At 64.9% G+C, this 18,148-nt stretch carries 28 protein-coding genes; 26 read left to right on the top strand and 2 right to left on the bottom strand.

Annotated elements, in window-relative coordinates; all coding sequences use genetic code 11:
* The 24 genes from NJT13_RS07180 to secY are packed head-to-tail and all read left to right on the top strand — an operon-like array spanning position 1 to position 13,699.
* The gene (locus tag NJT13_RS07180; protein ID WP_254524886.1) at positions 1 to 1,020 is read left to right on the top strand and encodes a 50S ribosomal protein L3; all 1,020 of its coding nucleotides are present in this window, start codon (positions 1 to 3) and stop codon (positions 1,018 to 1,020) included.
* Positions 1,021 to 1,023: 3 nt separating this feature from the next.
* Entirely contained in the window at positions 1,024 to 1,776 is a 753-nt protein-coding gene (rpl4p, locus tag NJT13_RS07175; RefSeq protein ID WP_254524885.1) for a 50S ribosomal protein L4, read from the top strand.
* Entirely contained in the window at positions 1,773 to 2,027 is a 255-nt protein-coding gene (locus tag NJT13_RS07170) for a 50S ribosomal protein L23 (protein ID WP_254524884.1), read from the top strand. Before rpl4p ends, NJT13_RS07170 begins: the two co-directional genes overlap by 4 nt.
* Positions 2,028 to 2,029: 2 nt before the next feature.
* Entirely contained in the window at positions 2,030 to 2,752 is a 723-nt protein-coding gene (locus NJT13_RS07165) for a 50S ribosomal protein L2 (protein WP_254524883.1), read from the top strand.
* On the top strand, positions 2,749 to 3,171 hold the full coding sequence (locus tag NJT13_RS07160) for a 30S ribosomal protein S19 (protein WP_254524882.1): 423 nt from the start codon (positions 2,749 to 2,751) through the stop codon (positions 3,169 to 3,171). Before NJT13_RS07165 ends, NJT13_RS07160 begins: the two co-directional genes overlap by 4 nt.
* Before the next feature lie 7 nt (positions 3,172 to 3,178).
* Positions 3,179 to 3,661 carry a 50S ribosomal protein L22 gene (locus NJT13_RS07155; protein ID WP_254524880.1) on the top strand — a complete coding sequence of 161 codons (483 nt, stop codon included), beginning with the start codon at positions 3,179 to 3,181 and terminating at the stop codon, positions 3,659 to 3,661.
* Positions 3,661 to 4,611, top strand: coding sequence for a 30S ribosomal protein S3 (locus tag NJT13_RS07150; RefSeq protein ID WP_254524879.1), 951 nt, complete (start codon positions 3,661 to 3,663; stop codon positions 4,609 to 4,611). The genes NJT13_RS07155 and NJT13_RS07150 overlap by 1 nt, the downstream gene beginning before the upstream one ends.
* Entirely contained in the window at positions 4,611 to 4,862 is a 252-nt protein-coding gene (rpmC, locus tag NJT13_RS07145) for a 50S ribosomal protein L29 (RefSeq protein WP_254524878.1), read from the top strand. The genes NJT13_RS07150 and rpmC overlap by 1 nt, the downstream gene beginning before the upstream one ends.
* A gap of 19 nt (positions 4,863 to 4,881) precedes the next feature.
* Positions 4,882 to 5,346, top strand: a complete 465-nt coding sequence (locus NJT13_RS07140) for a ribonuclease P protein component 1 (RefSeq protein ID WP_254524877.1) — start codon at positions 4,882 to 4,884, stop codon at positions 5,344 to 5,346.
* The gene (locus tag NJT13_RS07135; RefSeq protein WP_254524876.1) at positions 5,337 to 5,774 is read left to right on the top strand and encodes a 30S ribosomal protein S17; all 438 of its coding nucleotides are present in this window, start codon (positions 5,337 to 5,339) and stop codon (positions 5,772 to 5,774) included. Before NJT13_RS07140 ends, NJT13_RS07135 begins: the two co-directional genes overlap by 10 nt.
* Positions 5,774 to 6,172, top strand: a complete 399-nt coding sequence (locus tag NJT13_RS07130) for a 50S ribosomal protein L14 (protein WP_254524875.1) — start codon at positions 5,774 to 5,776, stop codon at positions 6,170 to 6,172. The genes NJT13_RS07135 and NJT13_RS07130 overlap by 1 nt, the downstream gene beginning before the upstream one ends.
* A gap of 2 nt (positions 6,173 to 6,174) precedes the next feature.
* Positions 6,175 to 6,531 carry a 50S ribosomal protein L24 gene (rplX, locus tag NJT13_RS07125; protein ID WP_254524874.1) on the top strand — a complete coding sequence of 119 codons (357 nt, stop codon included), beginning with the start codon at positions 6,175 to 6,177 and terminating at the stop codon, positions 6,529 to 6,531.
* Entirely contained in the window at positions 6,528 to 7,226 is a 699-nt protein-coding gene (locus NJT13_RS07120) for a 30S ribosomal protein S4e (RefSeq protein ID WP_254524873.1), read from the top strand. The genes rplX and NJT13_RS07120 overlap by 4 nt, the downstream gene beginning before the upstream one ends.
* Complete coding sequence (locus NJT13_RS07115; protein ID WP_254524872.1) at positions 7,213 to 7,764, top strand: 50S ribosomal protein L5; 552 nt, start codon at positions 7,213 to 7,215, stop codon at positions 7,762 to 7,764. Before NJT13_RS07120 ends, NJT13_RS07115 begins: the two co-directional genes overlap by 14 nt.
* Positions 7,757 to 7,945: a 30S ribosomal protein S14 gene (locus NJT13_RS07110; protein WP_254524871.1), complete on the top strand. Its 189-nt coding sequence runs from the start codon at positions 7,757 to 7,759 to the stop codon at positions 7,943 to 7,945. The genes NJT13_RS07115 and NJT13_RS07110 overlap by 8 nt, the downstream gene beginning before the upstream one ends.
* Position 7,946: 1 nt before the next feature.
* Positions 7,947 to 8,339 carry a 30S ribosomal protein S8 gene (locus NJT13_RS07105; protein ID WP_097378332.1) on the top strand — a complete coding sequence of 131 codons (393 nt, stop codon included), beginning with the start codon at positions 7,947 to 7,949 and terminating at the stop codon, positions 8,337 to 8,339.
* A 2-nt stretch (positions 8,340 to 8,341) separates the two neighbouring features.
* Entirely contained in the window at positions 8,342 to 8,875 is a 534-nt protein-coding gene (locus tag NJT13_RS07100; RefSeq protein ID WP_254524870.1) for a 50S ribosomal protein L6, read from the top strand.
* Between the two features lie 3 nt (positions 8,876 to 8,878).
* On the top strand, positions 8,879 to 9,622 hold the full coding sequence (locus tag NJT13_RS07095; RefSeq protein WP_254524869.1) for a 50S ribosomal protein L32e: 744 nt from the start codon (positions 8,879 to 8,881) through the stop codon (positions 9,620 to 9,622).
* On the top strand, positions 9,615 to 10,064 hold the full coding sequence (locus NJT13_RS07090) for a 50S ribosomal protein L19e (protein WP_254524868.1): 450 nt from the start codon (positions 9,615 to 9,617) through the stop codon (positions 10,062 to 10,064). Before NJT13_RS07095 ends, NJT13_RS07090 begins: the two co-directional genes overlap by 8 nt.
* A complete protein-coding gene (locus tag NJT13_RS07085) occupies positions 10,064 to 10,612 on the top strand; it encodes a 50S ribosomal protein L18 (protein ID WP_254524867.1) in 549 nt (182 codons plus the stop codon). The genes NJT13_RS07090 and NJT13_RS07085 overlap by 1 nt, the downstream gene beginning before the upstream one ends.
* Positions 10,609 to 11,271 (top strand): 30S ribosomal protein S5, encoded by a 663-nt coding sequence (locus NJT13_RS07080; RefSeq protein ID WP_254524866.1) that lies wholly within the window; start codon positions 10,609 to 10,611, stop codon positions 11,269 to 11,271. Before NJT13_RS07085 ends, NJT13_RS07080 begins: the two co-directional genes overlap by 4 nt.
* Positions 11,268 to 11,735, top strand: a complete 468-nt coding sequence (locus NJT13_RS07075) for a 50S ribosomal protein L30 (protein WP_254524865.1) — start codon at positions 11,268 to 11,270, stop codon at positions 11,733 to 11,735. The genes NJT13_RS07080 and NJT13_RS07075 overlap by 4 nt, the downstream gene beginning before the upstream one ends.
* A 2-nt stretch (positions 11,736 to 11,737) precedes the next feature.
* Entirely contained in the window at positions 11,738 to 12,232 is a 495-nt protein-coding gene (locus NJT13_RS07070) for an uL15m family ribosomal protein (RefSeq protein ID WP_254524864.1), read from the top strand.
* 3 nt (positions 12,233 to 12,235) lie between these two features.
* Entirely contained in the window at positions 12,236 to 13,699 is a 1,464-nt protein-coding gene (secY, locus tag NJT13_RS07065) for a preprotein translocase subunit SecY (protein WP_254524863.1), read from the top strand.
* Positions 13,700 to 13,983: 284 nt separating this feature from the next.
* Here the strand turns inward: secY and NJT13_RS07060 are convergent, their stop codons facing one another.
* Positions 13,984 to 15,069 carry an NAD(P)/FAD-dependent oxidoreductase gene (locus NJT13_RS07060; RefSeq protein ID WP_254524862.1) on the bottom strand — a complete coding sequence of 362 codons (1,086 nt, stop codon included), beginning with the start codon at positions 15,067 to 15,069 and terminating at the stop codon, positions 13,984 to 13,986.
* 83 nt (positions 15,070 to 15,152) lie between these two features.
* Entirely contained in the window at positions 15,153 to 15,830 is a 678-nt protein-coding gene (locus NJT13_RS07055; RefSeq protein ID WP_254524861.1) for a cation:proton antiporter domain-containing protein, read from the bottom strand.
* Positions 15,831 to 16,484: 654 nt separating this feature from the next.
* On the opposite strand from NJT13_RS07055, the gene NJT13_RS07050 reads away from it, so the two are divergent.
* A complete protein-coding gene (locus NJT13_RS07050) occupies positions 16,485 to 17,222 on the top strand; it encodes a sugar phosphate isomerase/epimerase family protein (protein WP_254524860.1) in 738 nt (245 codons plus the stop codon).
* A gap of 288 nt (positions 17,223 to 17,510) precedes the next feature.
* On the top strand, positions 17,511 to 18,116 hold the full coding sequence (locus tag NJT13_RS07045; protein WP_254524859.1) for a uracil-DNA glycosylase: 606 nt from the start codon (positions 17,511 to 17,513) through the stop codon (positions 18,114 to 18,116).
* The last annotated feature ends 32 nt before the right edge of the window (positions 18,117 to 18,148 follow it).

The following is an 18,148-nucleotide window of genomic DNA, read 5'->3' as shown; positions in this document are numbered from 1 at the left end:
ATGCCACAAGCAAATAGACCACGCAAAGGCTCACTCGGGTTCGGCCCACGGAAGCGCGCCTCCTCGGAGATTCCGCGCTTCAATTCGTGGCCGGACGACGACGGACAGCCGACGCTGCAGGGCTTCGCGGGCTACAAGGCCGGCATGACCCACGTCGTGATGGTCGACGATCAAGCGAACTCGCCGACCGAGGGGATGGAACAGACCGTTCCCGTCACGATCGTGGAGACGCCGCCGATGCGCGCCGTCGCACTGCGAGCGTACGAAGACACGCCGTACGGTATGAAGCCGATAACCGAGGTCTGGACCGACGAGTTCGTTCCCGAACTCGATCGCGTCCTCGACCTTCCCGGTGACGACTACGACGCCGACGCCGCCGCGGACGAACTCCGTGGCCTCCACGAGGAGGACCGCGTCGACGACGTACGCGTCATCACCCACACGGTGCCAGGAGACGTTCCCTCGGTACCCAAGAAGAAACCCGACGTGATGGAGACGCGCGTCGGCGGCGGTTCCGTCGACGAACGCGTCGACTTCGCCCTCGAGACGCTCGAGGACGGTGGCGAGCACGTGATGAACGACGTGTTCCGCGCCGGCGAGTACGTCGACGCAAGCGGCGTCACGAAGGGGAAAGGGACCCAGGGTCCGGTCAAGCGGTGGGGCGTCCAGAAACGCAAGGGCAAACACGCCCGGCAGGGCTGGCGTCGCCGCATCGGCAACCTCGGCCCCTGGAACCCGAGCCGCGTTCGCTCGACGGTCCCACAGCAGGGCCAGACCGGCTACCACCAGCGGACGGAACTGAACAAGCGCCTCGTCGACATCGGCGACGGCGCCGACGCGACGGTCGACGGCGGCTTCGTCAACTACGGCGAAGTCGACGGGCCGCACGCGCTGATCAAGGGCTCGCTTCCCGGGCCGGAAAAGCGCCTCGTGCGCTTCCGCCCGGCGATCCGACCCGGAGGACAGCCGCGCCTCGACCCCGAGGTGCGCTACGTCTCCACCGCATCCAACCAGGGATAACACATGGACGCAACAGTACGCGACCTGGACGGCGACGACGCGGGCTCGGTCGAGCTCCCGGCGGTCTTCGAGACTCAGTACCGCCCGGACCTGATCGGCCGCGCCGTTCGCGCCGCCCAGGCAAACCGAAAACAGGACTACGGCGCCGACGAGTTCGCCGGCATGCGAACGCCGGCCGAATCGTTCGGAAGCGGTCGCGGGATGGCTCACGTGCCACGACAGGAGGGACGCGGTCGGCGCGTTCCCCAGACGATCAAAGGGCGCAAGGCCCACCCGCCGAAAGCCGAGAAGGACTGGACCGAATCGATCAACACGAAAGAAAAGAAACTGGCCGTCCGAAGCGCGATCGCCGCGACGACCGACGCCGAACTCGTCGCCGAGCGCGGCCACCAGTTCGACGGCGACATCGATATTCCGGTCGTCGTCGACGACGAATTCGAGGACCTGGAGAAAACGAAAGAAGTCGTCTCCTTCCTCGAGGCGGCGGGTCTCGCGGACGACGTCGAACGCGCCGACGAGGGCCGCAGCATCCGCTCGGGTCGCGGGAAGACCCGCGGTCGCAAGTACAAACAGCCCAAGTCGATCCTCTTCGTCACCTCGAGCGAGGCGGGCCCGTCGCGTGCGGCCCGGAATCTCGCCGGTGCAGACGTGACGACCGCCGCAGAGGTCAACGCGGAGGATCTCGCGCCCGGCGCACAGCCCGGACGGCTGACCGTCTGGACCGAGAGCGCACTCGAGGAGGTGGCCGACCGATGAGTTCGGTCATCGAACACCCCCTCGTGACCGAGAAGGCGATGAACGACATGGACTTCGAGAACAAGCTCCAGTTCGTCGTCAATCCGGACGCGACCAAGCCGGAGATCCGCGACGAGGTCGAGGAGCGATTCGAGATCTCGGTGCAGAAGATCAACACGCAAGTAACGATGAACGGGAAGAAGAAAGCGATCGTTCGTCTCTCGGAGGACGACGACGCACAGGAAGTCGCTTCGCGAATCGGGGTGTTCTGAGAATGGGACGTCGCATTCAAGGACAACGACGCGGCCGCGGGAGTTCCACCTTCCGCGCCCCGTCGCACCGATACAAGGCGAAGCTCGACCACAAGAAGGAAGCGGACGACGACGTCGTGCGCGGAACGGTCGTGGACATCGAACACGACCCGGCCCGATCCGCACCGGTCGCCGCCGTCGAATTCGAAGACGGCGATCAGCGGCTGATCCTCGCGCCCGAAGGCGTCACCGTCGGCGAGGAGTTGCAGGTCGGCGTGAGCGCGGAGATCAAGCCCGGCAACACGCTCCCGCTCGCGGAGATTCCCGAAGGCGTTCCGGTCTGTAACATCGAGGCGAACCCGGGCGACGGCGGTCGGTTCGCCCGCGCCTCGGGAACCAACGCCGACCTGATCACGCACGACCGCAACGCCGCGGTCGTCCAGCTTCCAAGCGGCGAGGTCAAGCGCCTCGATCCGCAGTGCCGCGCCACCATCGGCGTCGTCGCCGGTGGCGGCCGCACGGAGAAGCCGATGGTCAAGGCCGGCAACAAGTATCACAAGATGAAAGCCCGGGGCACGAAGTGGCCCCGCGTCCGCGGTGTCGCGATGAACGCCGTCGACCACCCGTTCGGTGGCGGCGGCCGCCAGCACCCCGGCAAACCCAAGTCCGTCTCGCGGGACGCCCCGCCGGGACGGAAGGTCGGTGACATCTCGTCCCGGCGCACCGGTCGAGGTGGAAACAAATGAGTCAGGAGTACCGAACCGGCCGCGAAGGTGAGTTTACCTACCGCGGCCACACGCTCGAGGAGCTGCAGGAGATGGAGCTCGACGACGTCGTGGAACTGCTACCCGCGCGACAGCGGCGAAGTATCGAACGCGGCCTCTCCGTCGAGAAAGAGAAGCTTCTCGAGGAGGCCCGCGAGGCGGAAGAAGAGGAGACGGCGAACGCGCCGCTTCGAACGCACCTGCGGGACATGCCGATCCTGCCGGAGTTCGTCGGGCTGACCTTCGAGGTCTACAACGGACAGTCGTTCGAGCGCGTGCGCGTCGAACCGGAAATGATCGGCCACTACCTCGGCGAGTTCCAGCTGACCCGGACCTCCGTCGAGCACGGGCAGGCCGGTATCGGCGCGACCCGATCCTCGAAATTCGTCCCACTGAAGTGATCCACGCATGGGAATCAACTACTCAGTCGACGCGGACCCGGACGCTACGGCGAAAGCGATGCTCCGGGAGCGTCATATGAGCCACAAGCACAGCAAGGAGGTCGCCCGCGAACTCAAGGGCCGAACCGTCGGCGACGCCCGGGCGTACCTTCAGGACGTCATCGACGAGACGCAGTCGGTGCCGTTCAAGTCCCACAACACCGGCGCCGGGCACCGTTCCGACGTCGACGGCTGGGATGCCGGCAAGTACCCCGAAAAGGTCTCGGGGGAGTTCCTCGACCTGCTCGAGAACGTCGAGGCCAACGCGGACCATCAGGGATTCGACGGCGAATCGATGGAGATCGTTCACGTCGCGGCCCACAAAGTCGGCGAGTCCGTCGGCCGCAAACCCCGTGCGATGGGGCGTGCGTCGTCGTGGAACACGCCGCAGGTCGACGTCGAGATCGTGGTCGAAGAACGGACCGAAACCGACGAGGAGGACGATAGCTAATGGCTGACGAACACCAATTCATCGAGAACGGCCTGCAGCGGTCCCAGATCGACGAGTTCTTCCAGGAAGAACTCGGCCGCGCGGGCTACGGTGGTATGGACGTCGCCAAGACGCCGATGGGAACGCAGATCGTCCTCAAGGCCGAAAAGCCCGGGATGGTCATCGGCAAAGGCGGCGAGAACATCCGGAAGGTCACGACGGCCCTAGAAGAGAAGTTCAACCTCGAGGACCCCCAGATCGACGTCCAGGAGGTCGACGAACCCGATCTCAACGCGCGGATCGTCGCGGACCGACTGGCCAACGCCCTGGAGCGCGGCTGGTACTTCCGGAAGGCCGGTCACACGACGATCGACCGGATCATGGAAGCCGGCGCACTCGGCGCGGAGATCGTCCTCTCGGGGAAGGTCACGGGCGCCCGGTCGCGCGTCGAGAAGTTCAACCGCGGCTACATCAAGCACAACGGCGAGCCCGCAGAGGAGGTCGTCGATCACGGCCAGGGCGTCGCGGTCATGAAACTCGGCACGATCGGCGTCGACGTCAAGATCATCCCGCCGGGCGCCGAGTTGCCCGACGACTTCCAGATTAGCGAGGATCTGGATCCGGAAGAACTCGTCCCGGAGGCCGTCGAGGCCAACGAGGCCGAGGGCGTCGAAGAGCTCCTCGAGGGCGAACCCGAAGCGGCCGAGGCCGCCGAGGGCGGTGCCGAGGCCGCGGCCGACGAGGCCGTCGAGACCGTCGAGGAGGACGTCGAGGAGGTCATCGAGGAGGAGATCGAGGCCGACACCGGCGAGGAATTCGACGACGTCGAAGTCCCCGGCGGTGACGAGGACGTCGAGGAGGAACTCGACGAACTCGAAGAGGACGTCGAAGCGGAAGCCGAAGAGCTCGTCGCGGAGATGGAAGACGCCGAAGAAGAGGCGGACGATTCGGACGAGGGAGGTGACGCCTGATGGCGATCCTCCACGTCGAAGAGATCCGCGACATGACGCCCGCCGAACGGCAGGAAGAACTCGAGGAACTCGAGACGGAACTGCTGAACCAGAAGTCCGTCCTCGCCGCGGGTGGGGCCCCGGAGAACCCGGGCCGCATCGGCGAGCTGGGTCGTACCATCGCGCGGATCAAGACGATTCAGCGTGAAGAAGGGGATCTCGAAAGCGAGACGTCGGAGACGTCTCGAAACGAAGGCGGCGAAGCCGCCTGAGACGAAGAATAACGTACCAATGGCACTGACACCCGAAACCTTGCCGCGACACGAACTCAACGGACTGCCCGTCCGGATCGTCGAGAGCGACGACTCCTCGCGGGTGGGCCTTACGGGCCGCGTCGTCATCGAGACGACGAAGACCCTTTCGATAGAAATTCGAGAGAACGGCGAGTCTCGGGTCGTTATGGTGCCGAAATCGGGCTCGACGTTCGAGTTCGCGATCACAGATGAAGCCGCCGACTCCGCCAAGGAGTCGGGGACTGCGTCCAAACTGGCCGACACTCAACCCGGGGGTTTCGAGCGATCGGAAACCGCGGACCGGGCCGGCGGCGATGCCGCCGGCCATCGTGGCGATGATTCCGGACGGAATCACCGCCACGCCGCCGGCGAGGACGTAGCCTACGTTACGGTCGATGGATCGCGACTGCTCTCACGACCCGCCCGACGCACGGAAACAAGTGGTGATTCACCATGGCAATAGGACTAGACGTTGAAACCCCTCCGGAACCCGAAAACCCGGAGGAATACGACTACGAGACGTGTCCGTTCTACGGCGACCTCTCCGTTCGAGGCCAGGTCCTCGAGGGGTCCGTCGTATCGACGGACATGGACAAGACCGTAGTCGTCGAGCGAGAGTACGACGTGACGGTTCCGAAATACGACCGTCAGATGAAACGTCGCTCGCGCATCCCGGCACACGTACCGGGCGTGCTCGAACCGCTCTCGGTCGGTGACACGGTCAAGATCGCAGAGACCCGACCACTGTCGAAGACGAAATCGCACGTGGTCGTCGAAGTAACCGAAGAAGCGACTGCGGCAGACATCGCCGAGCTGACGAGCCAGGCCGAGCCTGAGCCGGAGCTCTCGGACGAGGACTTCGCCGCAACCGAAGACGAGGGTGAGGAGTGATGGAGGCACTGAAAGCCGACGTCACGCAGGGCCTCAAGAAGGGGTCGCTGGTCACGTGTGCCGACAACACCGGCGCGCGTGAACTGAAAATCATCAGCGTCGCGGGCTACCACGGCACCAAGAACCGCCAGCCGAAGGCGGGAATCGGCGACAAAGTGACCGTTTCGGTCACCAAAGGGACCCCCGAGATGCGCCGTCAGGTCCTCGAGGCCGTCGTCGTCCGGCAGCGGAAATCGATCCGTCGGCCGGACGGGACGCGTCTGAAGTTCGAGGACAACGCGGCGGTCATCATCGACGAGAACGAAGAACCCCGCGGCACGGAGATCAAGGGGCCGATCGCCCGCGAAGTCGCAGAGCGCTTCGGAGCAATCGCCAGCACGGCGACGATGATCGTATAGATATGAGCAAGCAACCACACAAACAGCGAACGCAGACGGAACGTGCCCCGCTTCACGAGCGTCAGAAGCAACTGCACGCGACGCTGTCCGACGAGCTCCGCGAGGAGTACGACACTCGACGCACCCGCGTCAACGCGGGCGACACGGTCGAGGTCCTGCGCGGTGACCACGCCGGCGAAGAGGCCGAGGTCCTCCGTGCGATCCTCGAGGACGGGACGGTCCACGTCGAAGACGTCACCATCGAGACGGCCGACGGCGAGGAGGTGCCGCGGCCGCTCGACCCGTCGAACGTCCGGATCACGGAACTCGACCTCGAGGACGAGCGTCGCGAGGCGCGTCTCGAAGGTGATAGCGAATGACGAAACACCAGAAACGACTGTCGGTACCGAAGTCCTGGCCGGTCGAGCGAAAGACCGAGACCTTCACGGTCAAAGCCGATGCCGGCCCGCACGGCGAAGACGGCGTGCCGCTCGTCGTCCTCTTGCGGGACGTCCTCGGCTACGTGGACTCCAGAAAGGAAGCGCGATACGCCCTGTCGGAGGATGCGATCCTCGTCAACGGGGACGCGATCAACGACGAACAGCGCCCGATCGGCATGTTCGATATCGTCGCCTTCCCGGGTCGCGAGGAGTACTACCGCGTCTTCCCCGACGAGGGCGGTCGGCTCGCGCTGACCGAGATCGACGAGGACGCCGCGGAGAGCCGCCTCGGCAAGATCGAGGGGAAACAGCAAGTGCCGGGTGGCGACACGCAGCTAACGCTGCACGACGGAACGACCGTCATCACCGACGACGACTACAACACGAAGGATTCGATCGTCATCGACAACGACGACAAGTCCGTCGTCGCTCACTTCCCGTACGAAGAGGGCGCGCTCGTCACGGCCGTTCGTGGAAACCACGGCGGAAAGATCGGCGAGATCGACACGATCGACGTCACGCCCGGGAGCGGCTCGAACACCGTCGGCGTCTCGACGGACGATGGCGGTTTCGAAACCGTCGAAGAGTACGTCGTGGTCATCGACGAGAACTTCGTGGGTGATGACGATGAGTAGCGACGCCGATTCCGACGGCCAGTTCCACGAAATGCGCGAACCGCGCGTCGAGAAGGTCGTCGTCCACATGGGCGTCGGCCAGGGTGGCCGCGAACTCGGCAAGGCCGAGGACATCATCGAGGAGGTCACGGCACAACAGAGCGTCCGGACCCAGGCCAAGCGGACCGAACCCGACTTCGGCATCCGCCAGGGAGACCCGATCGGCACGAAGGTCACCCTTCGTGGCGACGACGCTCACGAGTTCCTCGAGACGGCGCTGCCGCTTGCTTCGATTTCGTCGGCGCAGTTCGACGACACGGGGAACTTCAGCTTCGGTGTCGAGGAACACACCGATTTCCCCAGCCAGGAGTACGATCCGAACGTCGGGATCTACGGGCTGGACGTCACCGTCAACCTGGTGCGTCCGGGCTACCGCATCGCCAAGCGCGACAAGGCCACCCGATCGATCCCGTCGAACCACCGACTGACCCCCGAGGACGCCATCGCGTTCCTCGAGGCGAATTTCGACGTCAGCGTGGAGGGCGCAGACGATGAGTGAGAGCGAAACAGAACCAGAAAACGACCGCACGGGCGAGCACGCGGCGAAGCGAACGGGACAGATCGAGTCCTGCCAGCGCTGCGGCCGCGAGCAGGGGCTTGTCGGCAAGTACGACATCAACCTCTGCCGGCAGTGCTTCCGCGAGATCGCCCGCGACATGGGATTCAAGAAGTATCGATAACATGACCGGAAACGATCCACTCAGTAACGCGCTCTCGGGCCTCGATAACGCCGAGAGCGTGGGTCATCTCACCCACGAGGTAACGCCCGCCTCGAACGAAATCGGCAGCGTACTCGAGGTCTTCTACGACCGCGGGTACATCGACGGCTTCGAGTACGTCGACGACGGGAAAGCCGGTCAGTTCGAGGTCGAATTGAAAGGAGCGATCAACGAATGCGGCCCCATCAAGCCCCGCTACGCCGTTGGCTCCGAGGACTTCGAGAAGTGGGAGAAACGGTATCTCCCCGCTCGAGACTTCGGCGCCCTCGTCGTCACGACGAGCAGTGGTATCATGAGCCACTACGAAGCGCGCGAACAGGGTATCGGTGGGCAGGTGATCGCGTACGTCTACTAACAATGCGAGTCGAACTGGAAATACCCGACGACGTAACAGTCGAGGTCGATCGGTTCGACGTGACCGTCGAGGGACCGGAAGGCAGCGTAACCCGCCGCCTCTGGTACCCCGACGTGACCGTCGACGTCGACGACGATCAGGTGGTCATCGAAAGCGAGTCCGAGGACGCGAAAACGAACGCGACCGTCGGCACCTTCGAGAGCCACATCCGGAACGCCATCCACGGCGTGACCGAGGGCTGGGAGTACGAGATGGAAGTCTTCTACTCTCACTTCCCGATGCAGGTCCGCGTGGAGGGCGACGAGGTCGTCATCGAGAACTTCCTCGGCGAAAAGGCAGCGCGACGAACGACTATCCACGGTGAGACCGACGTTGCCGTCGACGACGAGCAACTCGTCCTGTCCGGTCCCGACAAGGAACACGTCGGACAGACGGCGGCCGACATCGAGCAGTTGACGAAGGTCAGCGGAAAGGACACCCGTATCTTCCAGGACGGGGTCTACATCACCAACAAACCCGCCAAAGGGGGTGTCTGATAGATGGCAGACGACGAGCAATCGAACGACGAGACGGCCGCGGACGGACCGCAGGAACTCGACGAAATCAGCGGTGTCGGCGAGAGCAAGGCGGAAGCGCTCCGCGAGGCCGGATTCGAGTCCATCGAAGACGTCAAGGAAGCCGATCAGTCCGACCTGGCCGATGCCGAAGGCGTCGGGAACGCGCTCGCAGCGCGTATCAAGGCCGACGTCGGCGACCTCGAGGTCACCGAGACGACCGAAGCCGAGATCGAAGAGGAAGGCGTCGAGGAAGAAGAAGCACCCGCCGAAGAGGTGGAGACTGAACTGCAGCCCCGCGGGCTGACCGAGAAGACGCCCGATCTCTCCGAGAACGAGCAGCGACTGCTCGCCCGTCGGCAGAGCGAGGGCAAACCGCAATTCAATCGACAGGACTACCACAAGAAAAAGCGGACGCCGGAATCCTGGCGTCGACCGCGCGGCGGCCTCTCGAAGCAGCGCCGCGGCGTCAAGGGCAAAGGCCCGACGGTTCAGGCCGGCTACCGCACTCCGGAGTCCGTCCGAGGGAAACACCCCAGCGGCTTCGAGGAAGTCTACGTCGAGAACGTGGCCGACCTCGAGGGCGTCGACGGCTCCCGCGAGGCGGTCCGGATCGCCTCCGCGGTCGGCGCGCGAAAGCGCGAACGAATCGAAGAGGAAGCCGAGGAGCAGGGCGTCCGCGTCCTGAACCCGACCTACGAAGAAGTCGAGGTGGAATCACATGACTGATCTCTCCGCACAGAAGCGACTGGCCGCCGACGTCTTGGACGTCGGCAAAAATCGCGTCTGGCTCGATCCCGACGCGCAGGCCGACATCGCCGAAGCGATCACTCGAGACGAGATCCGCGAACTCGTCGACGAGGGGCGCATTCGAGCCGACGATGCGACCGGTAATTCTCGGGGCCGCGCACGCGAGCGCAATGCGAAGCGGGCCTACGGCCACCAGAACGGCCAGGGCAAGCGCCGCGGCAAGAAAGGCGCCCGCCAGAACGAGAAAGACGAGTGGCAGAACAAGATTCGCGCACAGCGCCGGAAGCTGCGCGAACTCCGCGACAAGGGTGAGCTGACGCCCACGCAGTACCGCGAGCTCTACAAGAAGGCTGGCGGCGGGGAGTTCCGAAGCGTCCGGTACCTGTTGAACTACATCGACGACAACTACGGTGACCAATAATGGCGACAGGACCACGATACAAAGTACCGATGCGCCGTCGCCGTGAGGTCCGGACGGACTACCACCAGAGGTTGCGCCTGCTGAAATCGGGCAAGCCCCGCCTCGTTGCTCGCAAGAGCAACAAGCACACTACGGCGCAGCTGATCACTCCCGGACCTCAGGGAGACGAGACGCTTGCGAGCGCACACTCGAGCGATCTCGAAGAGTACGGCTGGGACGCCCCCACGAGCAACATCTCCGCGGCATACCTGACCGGCCTCCTGGCCGGTGCGCGGGCGGTCGACGCCGGTCTCGAGGAAGCGGTTCTCGACATCGGCCTCAACAAGGCCACGCCCGGGAACAAGGTGTTCGCGGTGCAGGAAGGGGCGATCGACGCCGGCCTCGAGATCCCGCACAACGACAGCGTGCTCGCTGACTGGTCGCGCACGCGCGGCGAACACATCGCCGAGTACGCCGAACAGCTCGACGAGCCGCTCTACAGCGGCGACTTCGACGCAACAGAACTGCCAGAACACTTCGACGAGGTACGAGAGGCGATTCTCGAATGAGCGCAAACGACTACAACGACGACGGCTGGCAGCCCGTCACCCGTCTCGGCCGGCAGGTCCAGGAGGGCGAGATCGACGACATGGAGACCGCCCTGAACTCGGGCCTCCCGCTGAAGGAACCCGAACTCGTCGACCAGCTCCTTCCGGGGCTGGAAGACGAAGTCCTGGACATCAACATGGTCCAGCGGATGACCGACTCCGGACGACGCGTGAAGTTCCGCTGCGTCGTCGCCGTCGGCAACCGCGACGGATTCGTCGGCTACGCCGAAGGGCGAGACGACCAGGTCGGGTCTGCCATCCAGAAGGCGATCGGTATCGCGAAGCTGAACATGATTCAGGTGCCCCGCGGATCGGGCTCCTGGGAGGACCGCTCGGACCGGCCTCACTCGCTGACCCGACGGACGACCGGCAAAGCCGGCTCCGTGGAAGTCGAGGTCATCCCGGCCCCCGAAGGGCTCGGGCTGGCCGCGAGCGACACCGTCCGCGCCGTCCTCGAACTGGCCGGCATCGAAAACGCCTGGACCAAGAGCCACGGCAACACTCGAACGACGGTTAACCTCGCGAAAGCGACGTTCAACGCGCTCGAGAACGCCTCTCAGTCGCGCATGCCGCGACGGAACCGGGGCAGTCGAGAGGAACCCGAGGTGGCAGATCAATGAAGGCCATCGTCCAGGTTCGTGGCGAAGTCAACCGACAGGAAGACGTCGAAGACACCCTGTCGATGCTCAACGTCCACAGCGTCAACCACTGCACGCTCGTCCCCGAAACCGACGCGTACGAGGGGATGATCGCGAAGGTCAACGACTACGTCGCCCACGGCGAGCCGAGCGCGGACGTCCTCGAGACGCTCCTCGCAAAGCGCGCGGAGCCCCTCGAGGGCAAGCAGTCCGACGTCGACGAGGAGTGGCTGGCGGCGAACACCGAGTACGACGACTTCGGCGAACTGGCCGACGCGTTGGTCGACGAGGAGACGACGCTTCGTGACGAGGGACTGTCACCGACGCTTCGACTGCACCCCCCGCGGGGCGGTCACGACGGTATCAAAAAACCGACCGTCGAGGGCGGCCAACTCGGAAAACATACAACGGGGGAGATTAACAACCTCCTAGAATCGATGCGATAACCATGACGAGCAAAAAACGACGCCAGCGCGGATCGCGAACCCACAGCGGCGGCTCTCACAAGAACCGACGCGGTGCGGGCCACCGCGGTGGCCGCGGCCGCGCCGGACGCAGCAAACACGAGTTCCACAACTACGAACCGAAAGGCAAACACGGCTTCAAGCGACCGCACGACATCCGCGAGGAAGTCGCGGAGATCGACGTCCAGAAACTCGACGAGGACGCGATCCTCTACGTCGCGGACGACCTCGCCGAGGAGACCGACGACGGCTACGAACTCGACGCTCGAGACATCGTCGAGGACGGCCACGAGGCCGACGTCGTCAAGGTCCTCGGGTCGGGACAGGTCCGCAACCAGCTTTCGGTCACCGCGGACGCCTTCTCGGATGCGGCACGCGAGAAACTCGAGGACGCCGGCGGCGAGGCCGTCCTCTCGGAGCGTGCACAGGAGGCCGCCGAAGCCGAGGCGGAAGCCGACGCCGAACAGAGCGAGGAATAACATATGGGATGGAAGGAAGCCGCTGAACCGGTCTTAACGCGGATGCCAGCAGTGCGCCGTCCGGAGGGGCACGTCCCCTTCAAGCGGAAGCTGATGTGGACGGCCGGTATCCTCATGCTGTACTTCTTCCTGACGAACGTCACGCTGCTCGGATATCAGACCGGCGGGTCGGGCGATCTCTTCGGCCAGTTCCGTGCGATTCTGGCCGGATCACAGGGGTCGGTGTTGCAGGTCGGTATCGGACCGATCGTCACCGCGAGCATCGTCCTCCAGTTACTCGGGGGGGCGAACTTGCTCGGCCTCGACACGGACGATCCGCGGGATCAGGTCCTCTACCAGGGCCTCCAGAAGGTGCTGGTCGTTCTGATGGTGATCCTGACCGGGCTGCCGATGGTGTTCGCCGGCGGCTTCCTGCCAGCCCAACCGTCGCTCCAGCTCGGCGGGCTCACACTCGATCAGACGCAGGTCCAGTTGCTGATGTTCGCCCAGATCTTCGTTGGCGGTATTCTCATCCTCTACATGGACGAGGTCGTCAGCAAGTGGGGCGTCGGCAGCGGGATCGGCCTGTTCATCATCGCCGGGGTGAGCCAGCGACTGGTTACCGGATTCGTCCAGCCCGCCACGGGCGGGTTCTTCTTCGATTGGTACCGAATTCTGACCGGCAAGGTCGAGATCGGATCGATCATCTCCGGTGAGGGACTGCAGACGCTGTTGATGAACGACGGACACATCATCGCCCTGGTGACGACCCTTCTGATCTTCGGGATCGTCGTCTACGCCGAATCCGTCCGCGTCGAGATTCCGCTGAGCCACGCTCGAGTCAAGGGTGCGCGCGGACGCTTCCCGGTGAAGCTGATCTACGCGAGCGTTCTGCCGATGATCCTCGTTCGCGCGGTGCAAGCGAACGTCCAGTTTCTGGGCCAGATTCTGAACCGTCAGTGGGGTAACATGCCCGGTTGGCTCGGCACCTATTCGTCGCAGGGTCAACCCACCGGCGGGTTCTTCTACTACGTGGCCCCGATCTACTCGCCCGACGACTGGCTATGGGTCTCTGCGAACATCACCCAGGAGTGGTGGCAGGTGATGATCCGCATCGGCATCGACGTCACGTTCATGGTCGTCGGTGGTGCGATCTTCGCCATCTTCTGGGTCGAAACCACGGACATGGGCCCCGAATCGACGGCGAAGCAGATCCAGAACTCCGGGATGCAGATCCCCGGTTTCCGACAGAACGTCGGCGTCATCGAAAAAGTCATGGAGCGGTACATTCCGCAAGTGACCGTTATCGGCGGCGCACTGGTCGGGCTGTTGGCCGTCTGGGCGAACATGCTCGGTACCATCGGTGGTGTGAGCGGAACCGGATTGCTACTTGCCGTCTCCATCACGTACAAGCTCTACGAGGAAATCGCCGAGGAGCAGATGATGGAAATGCATCCGATGATGCGCCAGATGTTCGGTAACGAGTAGCGAGTACGCTCGAGTCGGCTTTTCGTCCGGACCGCAGCAGTTTCGTCGGCCGGCGGCTGGTTCGTCGCGTTCGACGGATGCTGCGATCGTATCGACATCGCACCTCCCGAACGGGACGTCTTGCAGACGGTGCCCGAGTGGCCCGCCAGCCGCGACGAACGGTCCGTCCGACGGTTAAATCACGGAGACGTATACGTCCCTTCCGTCCCAGGCACCGTCGCCGACCCCGGCGCCGTCGAGTAGACGGACGGCGACGTATCCGGTGACGAACGTCGTCGTCGTCGTCAGTAGAGGGCCTTCCAGAGGAACGGGTAGCTCTCGACCGCGACGGTTCGAAGGAGTGCCGGGCCCCGACCGGCGTGAACGATCCCGTCGATCGCGATGATCGCGGCGTTGCCACCGAGGTGTACGATTCTCGGATGCCATCGGACGTCGTGTTCTCTCGGCCGACGTCCTCGAACGCCACGAACGACGTTCTTTGCAGCGGTTCTGGCTTCCAGTCCCGCCGAGTAGCCGTCGTTTACTTTTCCAGGATAATCGATCACGTCGCCGGCTGCGTACACGTCGTCGGCCCCATCGCAGCGGAGGAATGGATCGACTCGCAGGCCGCGGTCGGTCACTGGGAGGCCGAACCGTTGGATCACCGGATTCGGTCGGACGCCCCCCGCCCAGATGGTCAGGTCGCTTCGCTCGGCGCGGCCGCCGTCGAGTACGACGCGGTTCTCCGTTACGTCGTTGACTCGAGCGCCCGATCGAACGTCGACCGACCGTCGGCGGAGGTGTCGTTCGGCGAGTCGACTCGCCCGCGGCGGAAAGTCCGGGAGCAAACGGTGACTCGACGTGAGGAGCGTCGCGTCGACGGGTTCGGAGATGGCCGAGAGCGTCGCGTCGACGGGTTCGGAGATGGCCGAGAGCGTCGCGGCCGTCTCGACACCGACGGGTCCCCCGCCGACGATGACGACGTCGCGAACGTCTGGCGTCCTCACTCCGTCACGTATCTCGCGTGCGTCGGTCCGGATATCGGAGACGTGTCTCCGATCGTCGATCGAGTACGCCGTCACGCCGCCGACCGCAATCAGGAGCGTATCGAAACTCAGCGCCCCGCTCCGGAGTTCTACGGTGTGGTTCGATACGTCCACCCCGTCGGCGACACCCTGGACGAAGGTGACGTCCGTCTCGCGAAACACGCTCCGGAGGTCGAGGCACGCGTCGGCGAACGGCTTCCCCTCGAGCACGTCGTAAAGGAGAAACGAGAACACGTGGAAATCCCGCTCGGAGACGACGACCACGTCCGTCTCGTCGGCCCGTTCGAGGGTCGCCGCCGCGATCAATCCCGCTTCGCCGCACCCGAGGACGACCGTCCGTTCCATCGTTTCTGGGAGCTTCCAGTTCCGTGTGTTTACGGGTCCGAAACGCGTCGGCTCGCCCCGGACCCGCATCCGCGTCGCCGATCTCAGACGTTGGCGAACGTCGACGACGAGTCGGTTTCGTCTCGATCCTCCGATTGTCGCTGGGCGTGTCCGCTCGAGCGGCCATACAATTTCGTCAGCGGCGTGGCCGTAATCCCGTGGACGAATATCGAACTCGCGACGACGAGGCTGGTCACCGCCCAGACGATCTCGGCGCCCAGGAATCGGTGGGCGACGGTCGCATAGAAGATCGCCGCGATACCGATCGGCCCGAACCAGCCGGCAAAGAGCGCGCCGCGAGTACCGATCGGATCGACGGTGCGGTCGAACACGACCATCGTGGGCACGCGCCGGAACAGGAGGATACAACCCGCGAGCGCGACGCCCGACCAGCCGAGGGCGAGCCACTGGTTCCACGGCATCACCAGGCCGAAGAGGACGAAGATCGGGACCGTAAACAGGCGAAGCACCGTCTCCTGGACCTTCTGTTCGTCGACTTCGTCGGTCGCCTCGGCGAACCGGTTAAAGAGGAGTCCGGCGACGAATACCGCGAGAATGCCGTCGCTCCCGAGCAGTTTGACGCCGCCGAGGACGACGCCCAGGGCCGCCGCGGCCATCGGCTCCGAGGGCAGGTAGGCCCTGTCCTGTAGCAATCCGGAGACGAGGCTCAAGACGAGGGTCAGGCTGCCGATCGTCAGGAGCGCGATGTTCAGGTCTCGCATGGTGCGATTCCGGCTCCGACCGTGAACGAACCCGTTCCGACTTCGGGTGGTCGACTTTCTGCGAGCGGCGGAATAGGAATTCGGCCTGCGTTCGCACTCCTCCCGCGTTCGCGCTCGCGCTACGTTCACTCTGAATCCGACGCGCCGTATTTCCTCATCAGGATCATCCGCTGACCCGCTGGGCGACGCGGTCGGCCGCCAACTGGCGGTCCCTACGGGACGACACTGAGGCGGCCCACGAGGAGTGGCGCTATCGCTGGGATCACGACTCGACAGCGCACCACGGCTGCTGGGACGGTGTCCGCTCTCTGGATGGGACGGCCGTCCTCGCCCTCGAGTGGCCGACCGAAGGTCGCGACGATCCGCCCCAGTTCACGGGGGAGTGGCGGGCGGATGACTACGTCGACGCCTACCGGTACTACTACGCGAACGAGAAGCGACACCTGTTCAGCTGGTCGACGGACCGGTCGATGTCGCCATGGATTCCAGCGTACACGGTCGACGACGGTGAGTAAACGGCACGCGGTGACGCTCGAGACACGACGCTCGGGGACACGGTACGCGACGGTGCGGTGACGGGCATACGCGGCGAGCGATCACGCAGCGAGACGGAGACGGGACGATTTATCGCCGCCGCGTCCGATCACCGACGACATGGTGCGAATCGCCATCCAGTTGTACACGCTCCGGGGCCTCGAGGACGAGTTCTCGACGCAGCTTCGGCGCGTCGGTGAGACGGCGTTCGAGGGCGTGGAGTTTGCCGGATTCGGCGAGACGTCGCCGCAGGCGACCGCCACCGTACTCGACGAGATCGGGCTGTCGGCCGCGGGAGCGCACGTCGGGATCGACGCGCTCGAGGCCGATTTCGACGCCGTCTGCGAACGCTGTACGTCCCTCGGGTGCGACTACGTCGTCGTTCCGTACCTGGCCGAAGCCCACTTCGAGAGCGCGGTGACGGTCAGAGAGACGGCAAACCGGCTCTCGGCGCTCGCCGATCGCCTCGGCGAGCGCGGTCTGACACTCGGCTACCACAATCACGATCACGAATTCACCACCCTCGCCGGTGACGACCGGAGCGGGTTCGATCTCTTGATCGACGAGACGGACGACGACCTGGCGATCGAACTCGACGTCGGGTGGACGGCCGCGGCGGGCCGCGACCCCGTCGACCTACTCGGCAGACTCGCGGGACGCGCGCCGCTGGTCCACCTAAAGGACGTCGCCGACGGCAGGCCGGTCGAACTCGGCGACGGAGCGGTCGATCTCGAGGCCTGTATCGCCGCCGCTCGCGACGCGGGAACGGAGTGGCTGATCTACGAGCACGACGATCCGACGGACCCCGCCGCGTCGCTCGAACACGGAGCGCGAGCGCTCGCGGCGGTGCGCGACTGACGGTTTCACGACGGCTTCACAGCGGCCGCCAGCCGCTGAACCGGAATCGAACCCGGCCGTCACCTGGCGGGGTGCGATATCGTCGCACGCCGGTCGTCGGCCGGCCTCGATCCTGTCCCTGTCCGGCCCGGAACACGTGGACGCTCGTGCCGTCCGCGTTTCACAGGCGGGGACTCACCGCGGCCGGCGCCCTGGACCGTGACGAGATGGGTGAGACGGTTCAACTCGAGAGAGTGTCGGGTAATCGTTGGCAAAAGGTGTTTGCTGGCACCGGTGTAGCCCCGCGCGATGATCGACCAGACCGAGTGGGTGTTCGAGACGGAGTTCGCGGACGCGCTCGAGTCGGTGCCAGACGAGCACGACGATCGGACCCGGTTCGTTCCCGGCGTCGGGCCGCTGTCCGCGGACGTGATGCTCGTCGGCGAAGCTCCGGGCGAGCAAGAGGTGAAGCGAGGCGAGCCGTTCGTCGGCCGGGCGGGGACGCAACTCGATCGGGCGCTCGAGGAGATCGGGCACGACCGTTCGAAGCTGTACGTCACGAACCTCGTCAAGGTTCGTCCGCCCGAGAACCGCGATCCGTACGTCGCCGAGATCGAGGCCTGGTGGCCGGTCCTCGAAGCCGAGATCGAGCGCGTCGATCCGAGCGTTCTCGTCCCGCTGGGGAGCTTCGCGACGGACGAACTCCTCGACACCGACGAGACGATCACGGATCTCCACGGTCGGGTGTTCGAGCGGGAGATGCCCCGGTCGTCGGCGTCCTCGAGCGGAGGAGGGTCGCGAGGGCGCGAAGAGCGGATCGTCGTTCCGGCGTTCCACCCCGCAGCTGCGCTGTACGACCGCAGTAAGGTCAACGCGCTCGAATCGGATCTCGCGACGGCTCTCGAAGCGGTTTGACGGGCTCGAGCCGCCGTGAGCGGGGCAGTCGG

This window comes from Natrinema caseinilyticum (assembly GCF_024227435.1).
Taxonomy (GTDB): Archaea; Halobacteriota; Halobacteria; order Halobacteriales; family Natrialbaceae; genus Natrinema; species Natrinema caseinilyticum.
This window is presented reverse-complemented; position numbering and strand designations above follow the sequence as displayed.